This window comes from Palleronia sp., from assembly GCF_042089775.1.
Lineage (GTDB): Bacteria > Pseudomonadota > Alphaproteobacteria > Rhodobacterales > Rhodobacteraceae > Palleronia.
The window spans coordinates 107,859-128,627 of the sequence record NZ_JBELKF010000002.1 but is presented as its reverse complement, the minus strand read 5'-3'; the positions used below and the strand labels follow the sequence as shown (position 1 = coordinate 128,627).

At 65.6% G+C, this 20,769-nt stretch carries 20 protein-coding genes and 1 pseudogene; 16 read left to right on the top strand and 5 right to left on the bottom strand.

Going from position 1 to position 20,769, the window contains the following annotated elements:
- The 10 genes and pseudogenes from ACFDS3_RS01475 to ACFDS3_RS01430 form a co-directional block, all read left to right on the top strand.
- A pseudogene (locus ACFDS3_RS01475) lies at positions 1 to 800 on the top strand (chromosome segregation protein SMC); the annotation flags it as partial.
- 114 nt (positions 801 to 914) lie between these two features.
- Positions 915 to 1,622, top strand: a complete 708-nt coding sequence (locus tag ACFDS3_RS01470; RefSeq protein ID WP_375260553.1) for a DUF484 family protein — start codon at positions 915 to 917, stop codon at positions 1,620 to 1,622.
- Entirely contained in the window at positions 1,619 to 2,533 is a 915-nt protein-coding gene (locus tag ACFDS3_RS01465; protein ID WP_375260552.1) for a tyrosine recombinase XerC, read from the top strand. The genes ACFDS3_RS01470 and ACFDS3_RS01465 overlap by 4 nt, the downstream gene beginning before the upstream one ends.
- A 101-nt stretch (positions 2,534 to 2,634) precedes the next feature.
- On the top strand, positions 2,635 to 3,150 hold the full coding sequence (locus ACFDS3_RS01460; RefSeq protein ID WP_375260562.1) for a c-type cytochrome: 516 nt from the start codon (positions 2,635 to 2,637) through the stop codon (positions 3,148 to 3,150).
- A gap of 160 nt (positions 3,151 to 3,310) precedes the next feature.
- Positions 3,311 to 5,233, top strand: a complete 1,923-nt coding sequence (locus ACFDS3_RS01455; protein ID WP_375260551.1) for an extracellular solute-binding protein — start codon at positions 3,311 to 3,313, stop codon at positions 5,231 to 5,233.
- A 23-nt stretch (positions 5,234 to 5,256) separates the two neighbouring features.
- Entirely contained in the window at positions 5,257 to 6,339 is a 1,083-nt protein-coding gene (locus ACFDS3_RS01450; RefSeq protein WP_375260550.1) for a microcin C ABC transporter permease YejB, read from the top strand.
- 4 nt (positions 6,340 to 6,343) lie between these two features.
- Positions 6,344 to 7,555 (top strand): ABC transporter permease, encoded by a 1,212-nt coding sequence (locus ACFDS3_RS01445; RefSeq protein ID WP_375260549.1) that lies wholly within the window; start codon positions 6,344 to 6,346, stop codon positions 7,553 to 7,555.
- The gene (locus ACFDS3_RS01440; RefSeq protein ID WP_375260548.1) at positions 7,552 to 9,168 is read left to right on the top strand and encodes an ABC transporter ATP-binding protein; all 1,617 of its coding nucleotides are present in this window, start codon (positions 7,552 to 7,554) and stop codon (positions 9,166 to 9,168) included. Before ACFDS3_RS01445 ends, ACFDS3_RS01440 begins: the two co-directional genes overlap by 4 nt.
- A gap of 60 nt (positions 9,169 to 9,228) precedes the next feature.
- Positions 9,229 to 10,131 carry a diacylglycerol/lipid kinase family protein gene (locus ACFDS3_RS01435; protein ID WP_375260547.1) on the top strand — a complete coding sequence of 301 codons (903 nt, stop codon included), beginning with the start codon at positions 9,229 to 9,231 and terminating at the stop codon, positions 10,129 to 10,131.
- Positions 10,131 to 10,916 (top strand): metallophosphoesterase family protein, encoded by a 786-nt coding sequence (locus tag ACFDS3_RS01430; protein WP_375260546.1) that lies wholly within the window; start codon positions 10,131 to 10,133, stop codon positions 10,914 to 10,916. Before ACFDS3_RS01435 ends, ACFDS3_RS01430 begins: the two co-directional genes overlap by 1 nt.
- On the opposite strand, the gene ACFDS3_RS01425 is transcribed toward ACFDS3_RS01430, so the two are convergent.
- Positions 10,917 to 12,281, bottom strand: coding sequence for a serine hydrolase (locus ACFDS3_RS01425; RefSeq protein ID WP_375260545.1), 1,365 nt, complete (start codon positions 12,279 to 12,281; stop codon positions 10,917 to 10,919).
- A 197-nt stretch (positions 12,282 to 12,478) separates the two neighbouring features.
- On the bottom strand, positions 12,479 to 13,177 hold the full coding sequence (locus ACFDS3_RS01420; RefSeq protein ID WP_375260544.1) for an HAD family hydrolase: 699 nt from the start codon (positions 13,175 to 13,177) through the stop codon (positions 12,479 to 12,481).
- A 99-nt stretch (positions 13,178 to 13,276) separates the two neighbouring features.
- Here ACFDS3_RS01420 and clpS point away from each other — a divergent pair, with 99 nt between their 5' ends.
- From clpS to ACFDS3_RS01390, 6 genes are all read left to right on the top strand, one after another.
- Positions 13,277 to 13,597, top strand: coding sequence for an ATP-dependent Clp protease adapter ClpS (gene clpS, locus ACFDS3_RS01415; RefSeq protein WP_375260561.1), 321 nt, complete (start codon positions 13,277 to 13,279; stop codon positions 13,595 to 13,597).
- 4 nt (positions 13,598 to 13,601) lie between these two features.
- Positions 13,602 to 14,558 (top strand): class I SAM-dependent methyltransferase, encoded by a 957-nt coding sequence (locus ACFDS3_RS01410; RefSeq protein ID WP_375260560.1) that lies wholly within the window; start codon positions 13,602 to 13,604, stop codon positions 14,556 to 14,558.
- 9 nt (positions 14,559 to 14,567) lie between these two features.
- Positions 14,568 to 15,377: an SDR family NAD(P)-dependent oxidoreductase gene (locus tag ACFDS3_RS01405; RefSeq protein ID WP_375260543.1), complete on the top strand. Its 810-nt coding sequence runs from the start codon at positions 14,568 to 14,570 to the stop codon at positions 15,375 to 15,377.
- Positions 15,378 to 15,443: 66 nt separating this feature from the next.
- Entirely contained in the window at positions 15,444 to 17,498 is a 2,055-nt protein-coding gene (locus ACFDS3_RS01400) for a methyl-accepting chemotaxis protein (protein ID WP_375260542.1), read from the top strand.
- Positions 17,499 to 17,536: 38 nt separating this feature from the next.
- Positions 17,537 to 18,433: an oxygen-dependent coproporphyrinogen oxidase gene (gene hemF / locus ACFDS3_RS01395; protein WP_375260541.1), complete on the top strand. Its 897-nt coding sequence runs from the start codon at positions 17,537 to 17,539 to the stop codon at positions 18,431 to 18,433.
- Positions 18,434 to 18,454: 21 nt separating this feature from the next.
- Positions 18,455 to 18,901 (top strand): gamma-glutamylcyclotransferase, encoded by a 447-nt coding sequence (locus ACFDS3_RS01390; RefSeq protein WP_375260540.1) that lies wholly within the window; start codon positions 18,455 to 18,457, stop codon positions 18,899 to 18,901.
- 9 nt (positions 18,902 to 18,910) lie between these two features.
- Here ACFDS3_RS01390 and ACFDS3_RS01385 read toward each other — a convergent pair whose 3' ends face one another.
- The 3 genes from ACFDS3_RS01385 to ACFDS3_RS01375 form a co-directional block, all read right to left on the bottom strand.
- Positions 18,911 to 19,216 carry a hypothetical protein gene (locus ACFDS3_RS01385; RefSeq protein WP_375260539.1) on the bottom strand — a complete coding sequence of 102 codons (306 nt, stop codon included), beginning with the start codon at positions 19,214 to 19,216 and terminating at the stop codon, positions 18,911 to 18,913.
- Between the two features lie 108 nt (positions 19,217 to 19,324).
- Entirely contained in the window at positions 19,325 to 19,921 is a 597-nt protein-coding gene (locus tag ACFDS3_RS01380; RefSeq protein ID WP_375260538.1) for a pseudouridine synthase, read from the bottom strand.
- 80 nt (positions 19,922 to 20,001) lie between these two features.
- Positions 20,002 to 20,529, bottom strand: coding sequence for a hypothetical protein (locus tag ACFDS3_RS01375; protein WP_375260537.1), 528 nt, complete (start codon positions 20,527 to 20,529; stop codon positions 20,002 to 20,004).
- Between the last annotated feature and the right edge of the window lie 240 nt (positions 20,530 to 20,769).

Genomic DNA, 20,769 nt, shown 5'->3' with positions numbered 1-20,769 from the left:
AGGCCGCGCGCGACGCCGCGGCCGAAACCGTGCAGGCCGCCGAGGCGCGCATCGGCGAGGAACTTGATCTCACCCCCGCGGCGCTGGTCGAGAAGCTCGACGTCACCGACCCGACCCAGTTGCCCCCCTCGCGCCAGATTGAGGACGAGATCGTCCGCCTGCGGCAAAAGCGCGACGCGCTGGGCGCCGTGAACCTGCGCGCCGAAGAGGATGCGAAAGAGGTCGAGGCCGAGCATGGCACCCTGATCTCGGAAAAGGCCGACCTCGACGCCGCGATCTCCGAGTTGCGCAAGGGGATCGCCGGCCTCAACCGCGAGGGGCGCGAGCGTCTCTTGACCGCGTTCGAAGAGGTGAACCGCTCTTTCGCGACCCTGTTCCAGAGCCTCTTCGGCGGGGGCGAGGCGCGGCTCGAGCTGATCGAAAGCGACGATCCGCTCGATGCCGGGCTCGAGATCATGTGCCAGCCGCCCGGCAAGAAGCTGTCGACCCTTTCGCTGCTGTCCGGGGGCGAGCAGACGCTGACCGCCATGGCGCTGATCTTTGCCGTGTTCCTTGCCAATCCCTCGCCGATCTGCGTGCTGGACGAGGTGGACGCGCCGCTCGACGACGCGAACGTCACCCGCTTCTGCGACCTGCTGGACGAGATGACGCGCCGGACCGAGACGCGGTTCCTCATCATCACGCACCACGCGGTAACGATGGCGCGGATGGACCGGCTGTTCGGCGTGACGATGGCCGAACAAGGGGTCAGCCAGCTGGTCAGCGTCGATCTCAAGCGCGCCGAGCAGATGGTGGCCTGACAGGCCGCGCTGTCGCAGCGCTGCATCGCCCTGACCGGCGAAGGGCCGCGCCGCTAGGCCGGTCGTCGTGCCCGTGCTATCGTTCGTGAAAACGATAAATCGAGCAGGCCCAACATGAGTACTTCTCCCCTGACGGATCCGCGGGTCCGTGACCAACTGTTGTCCGACCCGGACCAGATCCTCGAAGATCCCGAACTGATGCGCGCTCTGGTCGGCGCCGCCGACGGTATGCGGGGCGGCAACGTCGTGGACATGCGCGCCCTTGCGATGGAGCGGCTGGAGGCGCGGCTCGACCGGCTGGAGGACACGCATCGTAACGTGATCGCCGCCGCCTACGAGAACCTCGCGGGCATGAACATGATCCACCGCGCGATCCTTGCGCTGCTGGAGCATGACAGCTTCGACGCCTTCCTCACCGCGCTTGCCGGGCCGGTGGCCGATACGTTGCGGGTGGACGGCATGAAGCTGATCCTCGAGACCGCCGGCGACCGTTCGACCGCCCATCTGGGTGCGCTGGAGCGCACCTTGGGCCTGGCCGAGCAGGGCTGGGTCAGCCTCTTTGCGGGTCTGTCGAACGGCGGCGCGCCGCGGCGCGTGACCCTGCGCCAGCTTTCGGGCGGCGACCCCGAGATCTATGGCTTCAAGGCCTCGATCATCCGGTCCGAGGCGTGCCTGACGCTCGACCTGGGCGAGGGGCGGTTGCCGGGCATGCTCGTTCTCGGGGCCGAGGACCCGCACCAGTTCGCGCCGGGGCAGGGGACCGACCTGCTTGGCTTCTTCGCCGGCGTGCTGGAACGCGCGCTGCGACGTTTCCTGGCATGATCTCTCCGGGCCTCGCCGACCTGCTGTCCCGCTGGTGCGACCACCTGCGCGGGGTCGAGGCCGCCGCGGCCGCCACGGTCGAGGCCTATCGCGCCGACGTGGTGAGCTTCCTGGGTTTCCAGCTGGCCCATCTCGGCGAAGAGACCGGCGCGGCGCTTCTGTCCCGCGTGGGCGTGTCGGACATGCGCGCCTGGATGGCGGCCGAACGTGGCGCGGGCCTCTCGGCCCGTTCGCTGGCGCGCAAGCTTTCGGCGGTGCGCACCTTCGCCGGCTGGGTGGCAGAGCGCGAGGGCTGCGACGTCACCGCGATTCTGTCGGCGCGCAGCCCCAAGTTCCAGCGCAAGCTGCCCCGCCCGATGACCGAGGACGCCGCGCGCGACATGATCGGCACGGCGGGGGCACAGGCGACCGAGCCGTGGGTTGCCGCCCGCGATACGGCAGTGCTGACGCTGCTGTGGGGCTGCGGGCTGCGGATCTCCGAAGCGCTCGGGCTCGACGGGGCATCCGCGCCCCTGCCCGAGACGTTGCGGATCGTCGGCAAGGGCGCGAAAGAGCGGATCGTGCCGGTCCTGCCCGTCGCCCGCGACGCGGTCGAAACGTACCGCCGGCTCTGTCCCTACGACCTGCCGCCGGGCGAGGCGCTGTTTCGCGGGACAAAGGGCGGCGCGCTGAACCCGCGACTGATCGCCAAGGCAGTCGAACGCGCGCGGCTGCAACTGGGCCTGCCGGCCTCGGCCACCCCGCATGCCTTCCGCCATTCCTTTGCCACGCACCTCTTGGCGGCGGGCGGCGATCTACGCGCGATTCAGGAATTGCTGGGCCACGCGTCGCTGTCGACGACGCAAGCCTACACCGGCGTCGACACCGCACGGCTGATGGCAATCTACGAAAAGGCCCACCCGCGCGGCTGAATTCCCCCGATTGGCCGAAAGGTCGCATGGGATGACGCTTGAACAGGGTGCGAAATTGCGGATAGAGAGTGGCCGACTTCGACGAAGAGGCGAGAGCGACGATGTTCGACACCATGACCGTGACCAAGATCGTGGGCGGCTTCTGCGGCTCCCTCCTGGTGTTCCTGCTGGGAAGCTGGGCGGCCGACGCAATCTATAACGTCGGCGGCGATCACGGCGGCGAGCAGGAGCAGGCCTACACGATTCCGGTCGAGGATAGCGGCGCGGGTGAAGCCGAGGAAGAAGGCCCCTCTTTCGAGGAAGTCCTAGCCTCTGCCGACATCGGCGCGGGCGAGCGGGTGTTCGGCAAGTGCCGCGCCTGTCACAACGTCGACGGCTCGAACGCCACCGGGCCGCACCTCGATGGTGTGGTTGGCCGCGATGTGGGTTCGGTTCCCGGCTTCAACTATTCCGGCGCGCTGTCCGAACATTTCGACGTCTGGACGCCCGAGAACCTGAACACCTTCCTCGAGAACCCGCGCGGCGCGGCCTCGGGCACCACGATGAGCTTCGCGGGCCTGAACAAGATCGAGGACCGGGCAAACGTGATCGCCTACCTGGACAGCCTCGACAACTGATCCAGCGCATGCGCGCCAGACGACCAAGCCGGCCCCTCGTGGCCGGCTTTTCCATGTGCGGTGCCCCTGGATCACGGATGCTTCACCACAATTCGTCTTGAATGTTGATCGAGCGGTCCCGTAGCTTCACCTGACCTCAGAGCATGTGACGGAGACGCCCATGACGCCTTCCCGCCCCCGGTCCGCCATCACGGTCGCCCGGTCCCACGACCGCGCACGCAGCCTCGCGATGCAGGCCCTTCTCACCGGCGCCGCCACCCTGGCCCTGGCCGCGGCAGCCTTCGCGCAAGAGGCTGGGGATGACGTCATCACCAGCCACGGCTACACCAACTTCGGCGAGCTGAAATACGGCCCCGGCGAGGTGCTGGACTACGTGAACCCCGACGCGCCCAAGGGCGGCGAGTTTTCCACGTGGAGCCTGGGCAACTTCGACAGCTTCAATCCATATGCGCGGGCCGGCGTCCCCGCCGCGCTCGCCGATATCGGCACCGAGCGCCTGATGACCGGGACGCTCGACGATCCCTACGGGACGTATTGCTTCCTCTGCGAGACGGTCGAATACGACAAGGATCGCACCTACGCGACCTTCCACCTGCGCGACGACGTGACCTTCCAGAACGGTGAGCCGGTGACCGCCGAGGACGTGAAGTTCACCCACGAACTGCTCGTCGAGCAAGGCATTCCGGAATACCGGACGTCGGCCGCGCAGTTCTACGACTCGATCGATGTGATCGACGACCACACCGTCCGCTTCAACTTCTCGGACTACATGCCGAAGAATGTCCGCGTGCAGCAAGCGGGCGGAACACCGGTCTTCTCGAAGGACTGGTTCGAGGACACCGGTGCGCGGCTCGACAAGAGCGCGACCGAGCCCTTCATGACCACCGGTCCCTACGTGCTCGACAGCGTCGAATACAACCGGCAGGTCGTCTATGCCAAGGACCCCGACTACTGGGGCGCCGATCTGCCCCTGAACCAGGGCCGTAACAATTTCGACACGGTCCGCATCGAGTATTTCGCCGACAGTTCGGCCGCGCTCGAGGCGTTCAAGGCGGGCGAATACCTTTACCGCGAGGAAACCGACCCGGCCGACTGGAACACCGCCTACAATTTCCGCGCGCTCGACAACGGCTACGTCACCCGCGAAGAGATCGAGGATGGCAGCGTCGGCCAGCGCTTTTCCTGGGTGTTCAACCTCGACAAGGAAAAGTGGCAGGACCGGCGCGTGCGTGAGGCGATCGCGATGATGTTCAACTTCGACTGGTCCAACGACACGCTCTACTACGGCGCCTATCGCCAGCCCGCCAGCTTCTGGAACAACACCGACCTCGCCGCCGACGGCAAGCCGAGTGCCGCCGAGATCGAGATCCTGCAGCCGCTGGTGGACGAGGGCCTGCTCGACCCCGAGATCCTGACCGAAGAGGCCGCCACCCCGGTCGACCATGACGCCGAGACCAACCGTCCCAGCCGCCGCATCATCCGCGCCGCGGCCGCGCTGCTGGATGATGCGGGGTGGGAGACGGGCGAGGACGGCGTGCGCCGCAAGGACGGTGAGCCGCTGACGCTGACCTTCATCCAGTTCAACCCGCAATACGACAAGGTCATCACGCCCTTCCTGTCCAATCTTGGCCAGATCGGCGTGCAGGGAAACCTCGAACGGGTGGACACGGCCCAATACGTGCAGCGCCGGCGCGAGGGCAATTTCGACCTCACCAACAACGTCTTCGCCTTCGGGTTCGAGCCGTCGACGGGCCTCAAGCAGTGGTTCGGGTCCGAAAATGCCGACGACAGCTCGCGCAACGTCATGCGGCTGCGCAACGAGGCCGTGGATCGCCTGATCGACGTCGTTACGACCGAGGTCGACACGCTGGACGAACTGACGACTGCGACCAACGCGCTCGACCGGACGCTGCGGCGCATCGCCTTCGACATCCCGTTCCAGTACAACCCGTTCACATGGGTCGCCTACTACAACACCTACGATCATCCCGAGGATCTGCCGCCGCTTGGAGTCGGGGCGCTGGACTTCTGGTGGTGGGACGAGGACGCGGCCCAGGACCTTCGCGCCGCCGGCGCCTTCTGATCCCGCACGACGGAGCCTGACTGTTGGGAGCATATATCCTTCGGCGATTGCTGCTGATCATTCCGACGCTGTTCGGGATCATGGTGGTCAATTTCGTCCTCACCCAGTTCGTACCGGGCGGACCGATCGAGCAGGTCATCGCCCGGATGGAGGGTTCGGGCGACGTGTTCTCGGGCATCTCCGGGGGCGGCGGACAGCCGATGGAGTTCGAAAGCGGCGGCACCGAATATGCCGGTGCCCGAGGGCTGCCGCCCGAGTTCATCGCCGAACTGGAACGCGAATTCGGCTTCGACAAGCCGCCGCTGGAACGCTTCCTCACGATGATCTGGAACTACATGCGCCTCGACTTCGGCGAGAGCTACTTCCGCTCGATCAGCGTCATCGACCTGGTGCTCGAAAAGATGCCGGTGTCGATCTCGCTGGGGCTGTGGTCGACGGTCATCGCCTACCTCGTGTCGATCCCGCTGGGCATTCGCAAGGCGGTGCGCGACGGATCGACCTTCGACACCTGGACGTCGGCGCTGATCGTCGTGGCCTACGCGATCCCCGGTTTCCTCTTCGCGATCCTGCTCCTGGTGCTGTTCGCGGGGGGCTCGTATTTCCAGATCTTCCCGCTCAGGGGGCTGACCTCGGACAATTTCGAGCAGCTCAGCCTTCTGGGCAAGATCGGCGACTACCTGTGGCACATCGCGCTGCCGGTCATCGCCTCGACCATCTCGGCCTTCGCTACGCTGACGCTGCTGACGAAGAACTCGTTCCTGGACGAGATCAAGAAGCAATACGTCACGACCGCGCGCGCCAAGGGGCTGAAGGAATCGCAGATCCTCTACGGCCATGTGTTCCGCAACGCGATGCTCATCATCATCGCGGGCTTCCCCAGCGTGTTCATCGGCGTGTTCTTCACCGGCTCGATTATCATCGAGACGATCTTCTCGCTCGACGGTCTGGGCCGGCTCGGGTTCGAGGCCGCGGTTGCGCGCGACTACCCGGTGATCTTCGGCACGCTCTTCGTGTTCAGCCTGATGACGCTGGTGGTCGGGATCATCGCGGACCTGATGTATGTCTTCGTCGACCCCCGCATCGATTTCGAAACGCGGGAGGGCTGATCCCATGACCCATCCCGACAACGTCCACGGCCCCGCCGAGCCGGGTCTCGAGTCCCCGCCGCCCCGTCCTTCTGGCGGCGGGCACGATGCGCCGCCCCCGGTGGACCCGCGCCGCCGCCGGCCGTTCCTGTCGCCGCTGAACCAGCGCCGCTGGCGCAACTTTCGCCGCAACGGGCGCGCCTTCTGGTCGCTGATCCTCTTCTGCATCCTCTTCGGGCTGTCGCTCTGCGCCGAGTTCATCGCCAACGACAAACCGATCCTCGTCAGCTACGACGGCGAGCTCTATGCCCCCGTCTTCCGCTTCTACCCCGAAACAGAGTTCGGCGGCGACTTCCGGACCGAGGCCGTCTATGCCGATGTGGAGGTCGAATGCCTGATCCGCTCCGGCGGGCTCGAGGACTGCTTCGACGATCCCGAGGGAATCATAGCCCAAGGCACCACCGCCGAGGGGGCCGAGGCCGGCTGGCTTGTCTGGCCGCCGATCCGCTACAGCTACGACACCATCGCCGATATCGGCGGCGCGGCCCCCTCGGCCCCGGACGCGACGCACATCCTCGGCACCGACGATACGGCGCGGGACGTGGCGGCGCGGGTGATCTACGGCTTCCGCCTGTCGATCCTGTTCACCCTGATCGTGACGGTCCTGACCACGGTCATCGGCATCGTCGCCGGTGCGGTGCAGGGCTTCTTCGGCGGCAAGACCGACCTCTTCTTCCAGCGAATCATCGAGATCTGGGTCTCGACCCCCTCGCTTTACGTCATCATCATCCTCTTCGCGATTCTTGGGCGGGGGTTCTGGCTGCTGGTCTTCGTCACCGTCCTGTTCGGATGGCCGGCGCTGGTGGGCGTCGTCCGGGCCGAATTCCTGCGGGCCCGCAACTTCGAATACATCCGCGCGGCACGGGCGCTTGGGGTCGGCAACTGGACCATCATGTTCCGCCACATGCTGCCGAACGCGATGGTCGCGACGCTGACCATGCTGCCCTTCATCATCACGGGCACGATCTCGACCCTCGCCTCGCTCGACTTCCTGGGCTTCGGCCTGCCGTCGTCGGCTCCGTCGCTGGGCGAGCTGACGCTGCAGGCCAAGCAGAACCTGCAGGCGCCGTGGCTCGCCTTCACCGCCTTCTTCACCTTCGCGATCATGCTGTCGCTTCTCGTCTTCATCTTCGAGGGCATCCGCGACGCGTTCGACCCGAGGAAAACCTTCCAGTGACCCCATCGACCGAACCTGTCCTCCAGGTCCGCGACCTGAACATTCGCTTCAGCCAAGAGGGGGCGGTGACCCACGCGGTTCGTGGGGTGTCGTTCGATGTCTGCAAGGGCGAGACGGTCGCGCTGGTGGGCGAGTCCGGCTCGGGCAAGTCCGTCACCGCCCTCTCGACGGTCGAGCTTCTGCCCGGCTCGGCCAGCATCGAAGGTTCGGCCAAGTTCGCCGGGCGCGAGCTGGTGGGGGCCCCGGAAAAGACCCTGCGCGAGATTCGCGGCAACGACATCAGCTTCATTTTTCAGGAGCCGATGACCTCGCTCAACCCGCTCCACACGATCGAAAAGCAGCTGGGCGAAAGCCTCGCGCTCCACCAGGGGTTGTTGGGGCAGAAGGCGAAGGCGCGCATTGTCGAACTGCTGACAGAGGTCGGCATCAACGACCCCGAGAGCCGGCTGTCGGCCTATCCCCACCAGTTGTCGGGCGGTCAGCGGCAGCGCGTGATGATCGCGATGGCGCTGGCCAACAACCCGCACCTCCTGATCGCGGACGAGCCGACGACGGCGCTCGACGTGACGATCCAGGCGCAGATCCTCGACCTCCTTCAGAAGCTGAAGGAAGAGCAGGGGCTGTCCATGCTCTTCATCACCCACGACCTGACCATCGTGCGCCAGATCGCCGACCGGGTCTGCGTGATGAAGGACGGCGAAATCGTCGAGCATGGCCGCACCGCCGAGATCTTCGACAACCCGCAGCACCCCTACACACGGATGCTGCTCGAGGCGGAATCCACCGGCGCCCCCACGCCCGTCCCCGAGGGCGCCGAGACGGTGGCCGAGACGAAGGACCTGCGCATCTGGTTCCCGATCCAGCGCGGCCTTTTGCGGCGCACGGTCGGGCATGTGAAGGCGGTGAATGGCGCCACCCTGTCGGTCCGGCAGGGCGAGACGCTGGGCATCGTCGGCGAGTCCGGCTCGGGCAAGACGACGCTGGCGCTGGCGGTCATGCGGCTGATCGGCTCCGAGGGGCCGATCGTGTTCATGGGGCGCGACATCCAGGGGCTGCAGGGTCGCAAGATGCGCCCCCTGCGCGCCGACATGCAGATCGTGTTCCAGGACCCGTTCGGCTCGCTGAGCCCCCGGATGACGGTGGAAGAGATCATCGCCGAAGGCCTTGGCATCCACGGCAGCATCACAAAGCGCGAGAAGCACGAGAAGGTCGTCGCGATCATGCGCGAGGTCGGCCTGCCGCCCGAGACGATGCACCGCTACCCGCACGAGTTCTCGGGCGGTCAGCGCCAGCGGATCGCCATCGCCCGCGCCATGATCCTGCAGCCCAAGCTCGTGGTGCTGGACGAACCCACCTCGGCGCTCGACATGACGGTGCAGGTCCAGATCGTCGAGCTTCTGCGCGAGCTGCAGAAGAAGCACGGGCTGGCCTACCTGTTCATCAGCCATGACCTGAAGGTGGTTCGCGCACTGTCGCACAAGGTGATGGTGATGCAGAAGGGAGACGTGGTCGAGGCGGGGCCGGTGGACGAGATCTTCGACCGCCCGCAGACCGAATACACTCGTCAGCTGATGGCAGCGGCCTTCGGAAACCGCGCAGGCTCGGCCGGCTGACAATCTCGGCAACAAACGCGGCTCGGGCGCGTTGACGGGGGCAACCTGAAAAGTCCCTGAATGTACACCCGCATCATCCTTATCGCGAACCAGAAGTCCGGCCAGAACAGCCGCGACGCCGAAGCCATCAACCGCGTCATGACCGTCTTCGGCGATCGCGCCGAACGGATGGATTGGGACCCGGGCTCACCCATAGAAGAGACGGTCTCTCGCGCCCTTGCCCGCGAGACTGAGATCGTCGTCGTCGCGGGGGGGGACGGGACGGTGATGGCTGTTGCCAGCGCGCTTCTGGGCACCGGCGTGCCGATGGGGGTGCTTCCGCTCGGGACGTTCAACTTCTTCGCCCGCGGGCTTGGCCTGTCCGAGACCCCCGAAGAGGCCGGGCGGCAGCTGCAGACCGCAGAGGCGCACGACATCCGCGTGGGAATGGTCAACGGGCAGGCGTTCCTGAACAACGCGTCGCTCGGCATCTACCCGGCGATCCTGCGCGAGCGCGAGACCGTCTATTCGCGATGGGGCCGGTTCCGGCTTGCGGCGCACTGGTCGGTGGTCAAGACGTTCCTGCGGTTTCGCAAGCCGATGAAGATCACCCTGACGGTCGACGGCAAGCGCGAGACCCGGCGCACGGCGCTGGTCTTCGTCGCTCGGTCGGCCTACCAGCTCAACCTGTTCGGGATCGACGGCGAGGATGCCATCGACGCGGACCGGTTCGCGATCCTGCTGGCGCGCGCCGAAACGCGCTTCGCGTTGTTCATGATGTCGCTGCGCCTGGCGCTCGGCCGCCCGATGCGGGGGCGTGAATACGATCTGATCTCGGCCGAAGCGGCAGACATCGAGACAAAGCAGCGCCGCACGCTTGTTGCGTTCGATGGGGAAAAGCAGCGCGTGCGCGGGCCGTTCCGCTTCCGCATGTCCGACGAGTCTCTCACCGTTCTCCTACCGAAATCCGACGCCGAGGACTGATGCGCATACTCCACCTTTCAGACCTGCATTTCGGCCGCGACCGGCCCGAGCTTGAGGAACCGCTGGTCCACACGGTGAACCGTCTTGCGCCGGACCTTGTGGCGGTTTCGGGTGATTTCACCCAGCGCGCGCGGGTCGGGCAGTTCCGGCAGGCCGAGGCCTTCCTGGCCAAGCTCGTGCCGCCGACGCTTTGCGTGCCGGGAAACCACGACACCCCGCTCGACAACGTTTTCGCCCGATTTCTGCGGCCATTTCACCGCTACAAGCGCCATATTCACCGCGAACTCGAGCCGACGCTCGAAACCGACGAGGCCGTCATCACCGGTGTGAACACCGTGAACCGCTTTTCCTGGCAGAGGGGCCGGCTGTCGCGCCACACGATCAAGGAGATCTCGCGCGCGTTCAGTTCGGCAGGCGAGCGTCTGCGGGTCGTGGTGCTGCATCACCCGCTGGAGCACGGTCCGGATGTCGAGAAACGGCTGATGCGGGGAGCCCACAAGGCGCTGGTGGCACTGAACGAGGCCGGCGCGGACGTCGTGCTGTCGGGCCATCTGCACAACACGGTGACGCGGCCCTTCGCGGTCGCGCCCGGCTGCCTGTTCGTGCAGGCGGGTACGGGCCTGTCGAACCGCCTGCGGGGTGAGGACAACACCTTCAACTTGCTGACGGCCAACCGGGACAAGATCGTGATCGACACCTATTCGGCCGGTCAGGATGCGGTTTTCGAGGTTCTGGGCCGGGTCACCTTCCAGCGGGACAAGAGTGACGCCTGGGCCGAGGCGTGATCAGCCCGGGCCCAGGGTGTTGCACTTCATGTCCCGCGCCGTGAGCCGCTGACAGGCGAGCGCGGCGCGGTCCTGCGTCATGCCGACGAAGTTCGCCTCCCATCCCTTGGGGCTGCGCACGACCTTGCGCAGGGCATCGTCGAGGGTGCCGATCTCGGTCAATGCAGTCTTGAGAAGCACCTGTTCCGCATCGTAGCGGCTGCCGAAACGGCCGACATTGATGCCGTAATGCCGCCCTCCGCTCGAAGACATGCGTGTCACCACCTCGCCGCCTTGCGGATGTCCTGTTGGCTCGGGCGCGATCTCGGCCGAGGCCAGGGCAACAGTCGGGGCGCGAGGTTCGGGCGCGACGGCCGGCGTGGCCTGCGGTGCTTCGGCCAGCTCTCCCAGCGCTTCGGGCAGCGCCTCCTGGACCGCCTGCGCCACGAGTTCGGGCGCCAGCGGCGCGACGCGCGAGGGCCTGAGCGCCGGCCGCAGGGAACTTGCGACGGCCACCGAGCCCACGCCCGTGGACGTTCCGTATTTCGGCGGCGACGGCGGCACGACGGCCACGCGCGAAGGCGCGCGCGAGAAGCCGAGGTCGAGCAGTTCGGCCACCTTTGCGTTGCGGGCGGCCGTCGATGTGCCGCCGAACACGGTAGCGATGATCCGCTCTCCGCCGCGCTCGGCCGAGGCGACGAGATTGAAGCCTGCGGCGTTCGTGAACCCGGTCTTGATCCCGTCGGCGCCTTGGTAGGCGGCCAGGAAGCGGCGGTTCGTGTTGTTGACGACCTTCAGCCCCGCGTCGGTGCTCTGCCGGGAGAAGAGGTTGTAGTACTGCGGAAAGTCGTAGAACAGGTGCCGCCCCAGCGTCGTCATGTCCCGCGCAGTCGAGAGGTGGCCGGACGCGGTGAGGCCGTGGGCGTTCTTGAAGGTCGACTGCGTCATGCCGAGCGCCTTGGCCGTGCGGTCCATCCGCTTGGTAAAGTTGGCCTCGGAGCCCGAAATCGCCTCGCCCAGTGCGGTCGCGGCGTCGTTCGCCGATTTCACCGCCGCGGCACGGATCAGGTAGCGCAGGGCGATCTTCTGCCCGGCGCGAAGCCCCAGCTTGGAGGGCGGTTCGGCCGCCGCGTTCTGCGAAATCGTGACCTGGGTATCGAGAGTGATCTCGCCGTTCTGGACCGCCTCGAACACGATATAGAGCGTGAGCATCTTGGTCAGCGACGCAGGGTGGAGCCGCGCGTCGGCGTTGCGTTCGTGAAGGACCTGCCCGGACCGCGCGTCGATCACCATTGCCGCATAGGGCGCCGCGACCACGGGAGTGGCGAACAGGATCACAAAGGATAGGAGGACCCCCAACGGGGTCGTTAGCCGTCGGATTGCCACGGGTTTCTGCCTCGAATCTGCCTCTACGGCCGGCGTTCTTATCTGGGCCGGTCCGTTACCAAAGTGATACTAGCACGAAGATTTGGGTCGGAAAACTGTGCGATGACGGCGTGTTAGGCGAATTCTTCAGGCCAGACCACATCTGGATGCAGTCCTGTGGAGAACCGCAACATCGTGACGTTCGCCCCGAAATCGCCTCAATTAAGAGTTGCAATAAGGTCAGCCAGGCCACCCAAGTGCGGGAGTTCGTGGAACCGCGGTTCGGCCCGCGGCGGCTCGGCCGCTTCGAGCGCCCATTCAACACCGTGCGGCACAAAGACCCCGTGGCCGCCGGCCGCGATCATCGGCAGGACGTCGGATTTCATCGAGTTGCCGGCCATCAGCCCACGCTCAACCCCGTTGCCGTGGCTGTCGAAGATCCGAGCATAGGCGCCCGGCGTCTTGTCCGAGACGATCTCGATCGCATCGAAGAGCTCCCCGAGCCCCGATTGCGCCAGCTTGCGTTCCTGGTCGAGAAGATCGCCTTTGGTCACCAGGATGATGCGGTAGTCCGGCGCCAGCGCCTCGATCGCCTCGCGCGCGTGTGGCAACAGTTCGATCGGATGCTCCAGCATCTCCTGGCCCGCCTCCACGATGCCGCGAATTACATGCCCCGGCACCCGGTCGCCCGTGACGTCGAGAGCGGTTTCGATCATCGACAGCACGAATCCCTTGATCCCGAACCCGTAGCGGCCAAGGTTGCGTCGTTCGGCCGCGAGCAGGCGATCGGCGAGGTGGTCGGGCGCGGTATGATCGGCTAGAAGCGCCGAGAATCGCGCCTCCGTCATGCGAAAGAAGCGCTCGTTGTGCCAGAGCGTGTCGTCGGCATCGAAGCCGATCGTCGTGATGCGGGGCATCGTTCCTCTTTTCTGTTGCCGCGCCGTACTTATATTGCGGAGCCGGACCTCACGAGTAACCGCAATGGGCCAGACGTGACCAGATATCCCTCTATCCTGATGGCGAACCGCCCCGGCGACGACGACGGCGACTCGCATGTCGTGCTCGAGACGAAGCCCAAGACCAAGCGTCCGCCGCTCTACAAGGTGATGATCCTGAACGACGACTACACACCGATGGAGTTCGTCGTTCATGTGCTCGAGCGCTTCTTCGGCCTCAGCCATGCGCAGGCGTTCGAGATTATGCTGACCGTGCACAAGAAGGGGCTCGCCGTGGTCGGCGTGTTCTCTTTCGAGGTGGCTGAGACCAAGGTGACGCAGGTCATGGACTTCGCACGCCGGCATCAGCATCCGCTGCAATGTACCATGGAAAAGGAATAGGCGGCTGCTTTACGACCGTCTGAGCCGTGCCGCGGACGAGGGGCTGCTGACGCCGCCCGTCCTTCTGGTCTGTCCCCCCGACGGGGCCGATGTGTCTGAGCTGCCCGGTCCGGTGGCGGTCTATCACGAGAGCCAGCCCGAACATGACCGCTTCGCCCGCGTGGCCGAGATGCGCGACAGCATCGAGGGTCCCGCCGGGTGCGTCGTGGTCAGCCTGCCGCGTGCGCGCGAGGCGGGACGCGACCTGGTGGCCCGAGCGGCGGAGCTGGGCGTGCCGATCCTGATCGACGGCCAGAAGACCGACGGCATCGATTCGATGCTGAAGGCCGTGCGGGCGAGGGGGCAGGTGGGCGCCGTCCTGTCAAAGGCGCATGGCAAGCTGTTCATGGTCGAAGGCGGAGACTTCGCAGACTGGAAAGCCGCGCCGCGAGAGAATGCAGACGGCTTTCTGACCCCACCCGGAGGTTTTTCGGCCGACGGGTTGGATGCCGGCTCTCGCCTGCTGATCGAGGCGCTGCCGCCGCTGTCGGGCCACGTGGCCGACCTGGGCGCGGGGTGGGGCGCGCTGTCGGCTGCGGTCCTGCGTAGCGAGGCAGTCACCATCTGCGATCTGGTCGAGGCCGACCGCCCGTCACTCGACTGCGCGCGCGTGAACGTGCCCGACCCGAGGGCGCGATTCCACTGGGCCGACGCGACGGCGTGGACCCTCGGCGGGTCGGTCGATCACGTCGTGACGAACCCGCCGTTCCACAAAGGCCGCGCCGGCGACCCTGGGATCGGGCGTGCCTTCCTTACCACGGCCGCGCGCATCCTGGCGCCGCGAGGCACGCTCTGGATGGTCGCCAACCGCCACCTTCCTTACGAATCCCATCTCGAGACACTGTTCGGCGAGGTCGCCGAGCTTCCGGGCTCTTCGGCCTTCAAGCTTTTCCGCACCGCGCGCCCGCGCAGGCCCCGCTGAGGTTATCCCATGACTCTATCGATCCAGGGCAAGACGGCCATCGTCACGGGCGCTGCAAATGGAGTCGGTCTGGCCGTCGCGCGCCTCTTCATCGACAAGGGCGCGAACGTGATGATGACCGACCTCGACGAAGAGACGCTCAAGAACGAGGTCGGCGAGATGGACGACGACGGCGGCGCCGCCCGCTGGTTCGCTGGCGATCTGCGCGAAAAGCTGACGATCCAGAACCTGCTGTCGGCCACGCACGACGCCTTCGACCGGGTCGATATCCTGGTGAACGCGTCGCGCCAGATGGAAACCAGCGATCCGCTCGATCCCGAAGATACGATGCTGGAAACGCTGCTGAAGCAGAACCTGATGACGGCCCTGCGCCTGTCGCAGGCGGTCGCCGGGCGCATGATCCGCCAAGCCGAGGACGAGGGGCGGACGGGCGAGCCCTTGGGCTCCATCATCAACCTGTCCTCGATTGCCGCGCGTCGGACGCAGCCCGATCTTCTGGCCTATTCGATCTCGACCGCGGCGCTGGATCAGGCGACGCGCAATCTTGCCGTGGCGCTTGCGCCGCATCGGATCAGAGTCAACGCGATCGCCTTTGGATCGGTCATGTCGGCCTCGCTGAAAGGCGCCATCAAGCGCGATTCCGACATTCGCCAAGAGATCATCGGTGCGACGCCGCTCCACCGCATCGCCTCGGCTGCCGAAGTGGCCGAAGCGGTCCAGTTCCTGGCCTCGGACGGCGCCGGTTTCGTTACCGGGGAAATCCTGACGGTGGATGGCGGTCGCTCCCTTCTCGACACGGTTGATACGCCGGCCCACTAATCTTCAACTTCCATTAGTTTCTTTTACCTAACGCTCGTTCTGCAACGAACGAAGGATGGGTGTCCCGTGCTGAACGATTTTTTCCGCAAGCCTCGTGAGACGGGGCTCGCCCAAGCTATGCTGAACCAGATTCGGCAGAACTACCTGGTGCTGCGTCTCGATCTGTCCGGCAAGATCCTGGAGGCGAATAAGATCGCGGCAGGTGCGGTCGGGCTGAGCCAAGACGAGATGGTGGGCAAGGATTATACGCAGTTCATCCGTCCCAAGGACAACGACGCCCAGGAATTCCAGAAAATCCGTGAGGAAATTCGCGCCGGTCGCTCGGTGCAGAAGATCGACCCCCGTCTGGACAAGGCGGGAGCAGAGGTCTGGTTCGACGAAACCTATTCTCCGCTCGATACCTCCGAGGGCACGCGCGAGATCCTGATCGTCGCGCGTGAGATCACGTCGGTGCACCTGCGCCGCCGCGACAACCGAAGCAAGGTGGATGCGATCCGCCGCTCGATGGGCGTGATCGAGTTCGACCTGCAGGGCAACATCCTCGACGCGAACGACCTTTTCCTGAAGGCTGTCGGCTATTCGCTGGACGAGATCCGGGGCAGGCACCACCGGATCTTCATGCGCCCTGAGGAAGTGGCCAAGCCGGAATATGAAGAGTTCTGGAGGAAGCTGGCATCGGGGTCCTCCAGCACCGGACGCGTGGAGCGGATGGACAAGACCGGCGAGCCGGTCTGGCTTCGCGCGACCTACCAGACATTGTACGACCCCGAAGGTCGGCCGTTCAAGGTGATCAAGTACGCCTTCGACATCACCGTCGATGCCAACATGCAGGCGGATGCCACCCACCAGATCGAAGCGATCCAGAAGGTCCAGGCGGTGATCGAGTTCAGTTCCGGCGGCACGGTCCTTCGGGCGAACGACATTTTCTGCGACGTCATGGGGTACGGGGAAGGCGAGATCAGGGGAAAGCACCACCGGATGTTCGTTGAGGACTCCTACGCGAACTCGTCCGAGTACCGGGATTTCTGGGCGAGGCTGCGCGAAGGCCATGAGCAGGACGGCCGCTTTGTGCGGCTCGGCAAGAATGGCAAGAAAGTCTACATCCGGGCAAGCTACTCGCCGATCCGCGACGCCTCTGGTCGAGTCTGCAAGATCGTGAAGTTCGCGATCGACACGACGAGCTTCGAGGAAGCGACGGGCATGCTCAGCGAAGCGTTGGGCCAGCTAGCATCGGGCAACCTGTCGTTCCGCATCGACGCCAATCTGGGCGAGTTCGACAGCATCCGAACATCCTTCAACGGAGCCCTGGAGCGACTGACCACGGTCGTGCAGTCCGCGAACGAAGTGTCGTTGCAACTTAACCGCGAGGCTGACGCCGTCGCCGAAGCAACCGACAACCTTGCGCGTCGGACGGAACGGCAGGCGGCCACTCTCGAGGAAAGCGCCGCATCCCTCGATGATCTGACATCGGTGGTCCACGCCGCAAACAAGAGCGCGTCCGAAGCCCGCAGCCTCGCCGAAAGCGCGCGGGCCGACACGGACCACTCGAACGAGGTCGTTCAGAACGCGATGTCCGCGATGGCTGACATCGCTGAATTCTCCCGCAAGATTTCTTCGATCACCAGCTTGATCGACGATATTTCGTTCCAGACGAACCTCCTGGCACTCAACGCGGGCGTCGAGGCTGCCAGAGCCGGCGACGCCGGCAAGGGGTTCGCGGTCGTCGCATCCGAAGTCCGTGCCCTCGCACAAAGGTCCTCCGAGGCGGCGAAGGAGATTGCGACCCTGATTTCTTCTTCGACCCAGCAGGTGGACCGGGGCGTGAACCTTGTGAACCAAGCGGGAGGCTCGCTGTCGACGATCCGCGGAAAGGTTCAGGAAATCCACGCCGGAGTGGAAAAGATCTCGAGTATGACGGAAGAGCAGTCTCAGGGGATCTCGGGGCTGAACGTCGCGATCGGGGATCTTGACCGCGTCACGCAGCAGAACGCCGCGATGGCCGAAGAGACGAATGCCGCGATCCAGACCCTCGGACAGGGCATCTCGCAAATGCGCAGCGAGTTCGACTTCTTCCGCACGGAACCGGCAGGCCACCAGCCGCGACTGCGCTCTGTGAGCTGACGCTTTTCCCCTCCATACTGACCTGTTAGGTCGGCGCCATGATTGAAGAGAATTTCGACCTACGAAAAGCCCGCGCGGCCCAATGGTTTCGAGAGCTTCGCGACGAGATCGTCGCGGCTTTCGAGGCCTTGGAGCAGACCCACGACTCCGGCCCCTTCAGCGAGTACCCGCCAGCCGCCTTCGAGGTGACCAAGACGAGCCGGCGCTCGGACGACGGCTCAGATGCGGGCGGCGGCCTGATGAGCGTGTTGCGTGGTGGGCGCGTGTTCGAGAAGGTCGGCGTCAACGTCTCGGAGGTCTACGGCACGCTGGGAGAGCGGGCGCAGGCAGCCATGGCTGCCCGCAAGGGCGTCCCGGAGATGAAGAAAGATCCGCGCTTCTGGGCGAGTGGCATCAGCCTGGTTGCGCACATGCGCAACCCGAAGGTTCCCGCCGTCCACATGAACACCCGAATGTTCTGGACACCTCACGCCTGGTGGTTCGGGGGTGGAGCGGACCTTAATCCCGCGCTGCCTTTCGATGAAGATACAGCTCATTTCCACCGGACGCTCCAAGCGCATCTCGATCCGCATGGTGCGGATGAATATCCCCGGCTGAAAGCTTGGGCCGATGAGTATTTTTTTATCCCACACCGCAATCGTGCCCGGGGGGTGGGCGGCGTCTTCATGGATGACCAATGCTCGGGTGATTGGGAGGCGGATTTCGAGCTGACTCGCGACATCGGGCGGGCATTTCTGCCCGCTTTCCTGCCACTGGTCGAAGCGCGCCGGACGGAAGCTTTCGATGAGGCCGACCGGGAGACGCAGCTGATCCATCGCGGGCTCTATGCCGAGTACAACCTCGTCTATGATCGCGGGACCAAATTCGGGCTCGAGACCGGGCATGATGCCAATGCGGTGCTGATGAGCCTGCCGCCTCTGGCGAAGTGGCCCTGACCGCGTCTATCGCCAGAGCGGATGGACAATGGCGATCGGTCGCCTAACCTCGGCTGCATGGAAAGCGATCCCTTCCTCGGCCATCGGGTCTTTGTTTACGGCACGCTGCGCCGCGGCTTCGTGAACAACGAGGCCACGCTTGCGTTCCGCAACGGCGCGACCTTTCTTGCCGAAGGTCGCGTGCCCGGTGCGATGTATTCCGTGGGTTGGTATCCTGCGCTGATCGAGGGGCGACCGGGCGATGTTCACGGCGAAATCTGGGAGTTAGCGACTCCGGGCATGATGCACGTGCTCGACGAGTACGAAGGCCTCTTCGACGATGGTCCCCCCGAATATCGGCGTGAGGTCCGCTCCGTGGCGACGGATCAGGGGCCGATCGAGGCGTGGGTCTATGTCTACGCGCACGAGGTAGATGAACAGCAGCTTATCGCTTCCGGCGACTGGGCCGATGCGTTCAATACCGCCTGAGCGCGAAGGTCAGCCGACGCAGCGATATAGCGACAGGAGCGGCACGTTGTCCGAGAACTGCACCGAGTAGCTGCCGACGATCACAGTTGTGCCGCGGTCGGTCCAGGACCACATGCCCTGGCCGCGGCCGGGAATTTCGGCCGTGCAGGCTTCGGTCAAATAGATCGTCTCGTTGCCAGTCGTGAGGCGGCTGGCGGAATGACCAGCGCTTTCGGCATAGACGACGCCCGAATCGGAGACGAGCGCCCGCTCTGCCAGGGTCGGGGTCGCGCAGAGCGCGGCCGCGGCGAACGCCAGGGTGCGAATGGCCTGCATATGAACTGCTCCTTTTCTTGTTGCTGACGAGTACAGCGCAGCACCGGCGATTCGGTAAACTTGTATACGGGGGAAGACCGGATTCCGTGGCGGAGCGTCACCGTTCCATCACATGGTGGCCTCTGCAGGGTCCAGTTCTAGCCATGAGCCCGGCGCAAGGTTGCCAAGCTCGTACGGTCCGACGGACCAGCGCACCAGGCGCAGGCAGGGCAGACCGACATGGGCGGTCATGCGCCGGACCTGGCGATTGCGCCCCTCGCGGATCGTCAGGCTGAGCCAGGCGTCGGTCACCGACTTGCGCTCGCGGACCGGCGGATCGCGGGGCCAGAGCTTGGGCGGGGCGATCAGCTCTGCCGTGGCAGGCAGGGTGGGGCCGTCCTTCAGCTCGACCCCCTCGCAGAGGGCCTTCAGGTGCTCGGGCTCGGGCGTGCCTTCCACCTGGACGAGGTAGGTCTTGGGCATCTTGTGACGGGGATCGGTCAGGCGGGCCTGGAGCTTTCCGTCATTCGTCAGCAGCAGCAGCCCCTCGCTGTCGCGGTCGAGGCGACCGGCGGGATAGAGGCCGGGCAGGTCAAGATGTCGCGCCAGACCCGGCCAGCGGCCGTCGTCGGTGAATTGCGACAGCACGTTCATCGGCTTGTTGAACGCGATCAGCCGGGTGCGACCGGTCTGCTTCGCATGGGGTTTTGGGCGGGAGCGGGCCATGATCGACTGCCGGTCTGCTGAAAAGGTCAGGGGCCCGTTTCGGCCAAGAGCGCCCGTCGTGCAACCGTCGGGGCGGTGGCTTAGCTGGCCACCCACCACACCACGAAGGCCACCAGAAGCGCGACGGCGAGCGCCGCCATCGCCACCATGCCGCTGGCGCGGCGGTCGCGGCTGGCGGGAGGAGGTGCCGCGGGGGGAACGCCCGAGGCCGAGCCCTCGGCCGATGCGGCGCGCAGCGGCACGCTTGCCGGCGTGCCGCGCTCGAGCCGGTAGGACCCGAGGTGGCGCAGCGGCTCTTGCGGGCGGAACGACTGACCGACCGCGCGCGGGCGCAGGATAAGGACCGGCCCCTTCACCGCCATGAGCCTACCGGCATCGGGCTCGATACTTTCCTTGGTGATGCCCTCGCCCTCGACGAGGTAGTTCGGCAGCCCGAGATCGCCGAGCGAACGGCTGTCGAGCGCGACGGCCCGTTCCGGATCGGCGCTGACACCGCCGAGCGCGCGGCTGAGCGCAGCGCCGTCGCCGGCAAGCTCCACCGTCTCTTGCATGGACAGGTCCACGGCGAACACGTGGATCGTTTCGGGGTCTGTGATAATCTCCGGCATCCGGCCCTCCGCTTTGAAAGCGCAACGTGGTGGGCGCCCGTGAGGTTCATCGGAATGCGCGGGCGACAGCTTGAGAGGGGTGTTGGATGGTTCGGACGATTGCAGTGGTGGTGGTTCCGTCTCTCATGCCGATAGCGACCGCCGCGGGCTGCGATGGGCAGAACCAGGCCGAGATCAACTTCTGCGCCAGAGAGCGGTGGAGAACCGTGGACACCGGGTTCAACCGGCTATGGCGCTTGG

What these genes read in the sequence shown, in the direction of transcription:
- ACFDS3_RS01420 (WP_375260544.1), bottom strand. Translation starts at nt 13,177, where the DNA reads ATGCCCCGCATCACGACGATCGGCTTCGATGCCGACGACACGCTCTGG.
- ACFDS3_RS01460 (WP_375260562.1), top strand. Translation starts at nt 2,635, where the DNA reads ATGTTCGACACCATGACCGTGACCAAGATCGTGGGCGGCTTCTGCGGC.
- ACFDS3_RS01380 (WP_375260538.1), bottom strand. Translation starts at nt 19,921, where the DNA reads ATGGCCCGCTCCCGCCCAAAACCCCATGCGAAGCAGACCGGTCGCACC.
- ACFDS3_RS01430 (WP_375260546.1), top strand. Translation starts at nt 10,131, where the DNA reads ATGCGCATACTCCACCTTTCAGACCTGCATTTCGGCCGCGACCGGCCC.
- ACFDS3_RS01390 (WP_375260540.1), top strand. Translation starts at nt 18,455, where the DNA reads ATGGACAATGGCGATCGGTCGCCTAACCTCGGCTGCATGGAAAGCGAT.
- clpS (WP_375260561.1), top strand. Translation starts at nt 13,277, where the DNA reads ATGGCGAACCGCCCCGGCGACGACGACGGCGACTCGCATGTCGTGCTC.
- hemF (WP_375260541.1), top strand. Translation starts at nt 17,537, where the DNA reads ATGATTGAAGAGAATTTCGACCTACGAAAAGCCCGCGCGGCCCAATGG.
- ACFDS3_RS01375 (WP_375260537.1), bottom strand. Translation starts at nt 20,529, where the DNA reads ATGCCGGAGATTATCACAGACCCCGAAACGATCCACGTGTTCGCCGTG.
- ACFDS3_RS01385 (WP_375260539.1), bottom strand. Translation starts at nt 19,216, where the DNA reads ATGCAGGCCATTCGCACCCTGGCGTTCGCCGCGGCCGCGCTCTGCGCG.
- ACFDS3_RS01465 (WP_375260552.1), top strand. Translation starts at nt 1,619, where the DNA reads ATGATCTCTCCGGGCCTCGCCGACCTGCTGTCCCGCTGGTGCGACCAC.
- ACFDS3_RS01435 (WP_375260547.1), top strand. Translation starts at nt 9,229, where the DNA reads ATGTACACCCGCATCATCCTTATCGCGAACCAGAAGTCCGGCCAGAAC.
- ACFDS3_RS01405 (WP_375260543.1), top strand. Translation starts at nt 14,568, where the DNA reads ATGACTCTATCGATCCAGGGCAAGACGGCCATCGTCACGGGCGCTGCA.
- ACFDS3_RS01455 (WP_375260551.1), top strand. Translation starts at nt 3,311, where the DNA reads ATGACGCCTTCCCGCCCCCGGTCCGCCATCACGGTCGCCCGGTCCCAC.
- ACFDS3_RS01445 (WP_375260549.1), top strand. Translation starts at nt 6,344, where the DNA reads ATGACCCATCCCGACAACGTCCACGGCCCCGCCGAGCCGGGTCTCGAG.
- ACFDS3_RS01470 (WP_375260553.1), top strand. Translation starts at nt 915, where the DNA reads ATGAGTACTTCTCCCCTGACGGATCCGCGGGTCCGTGACCAACTGTTG.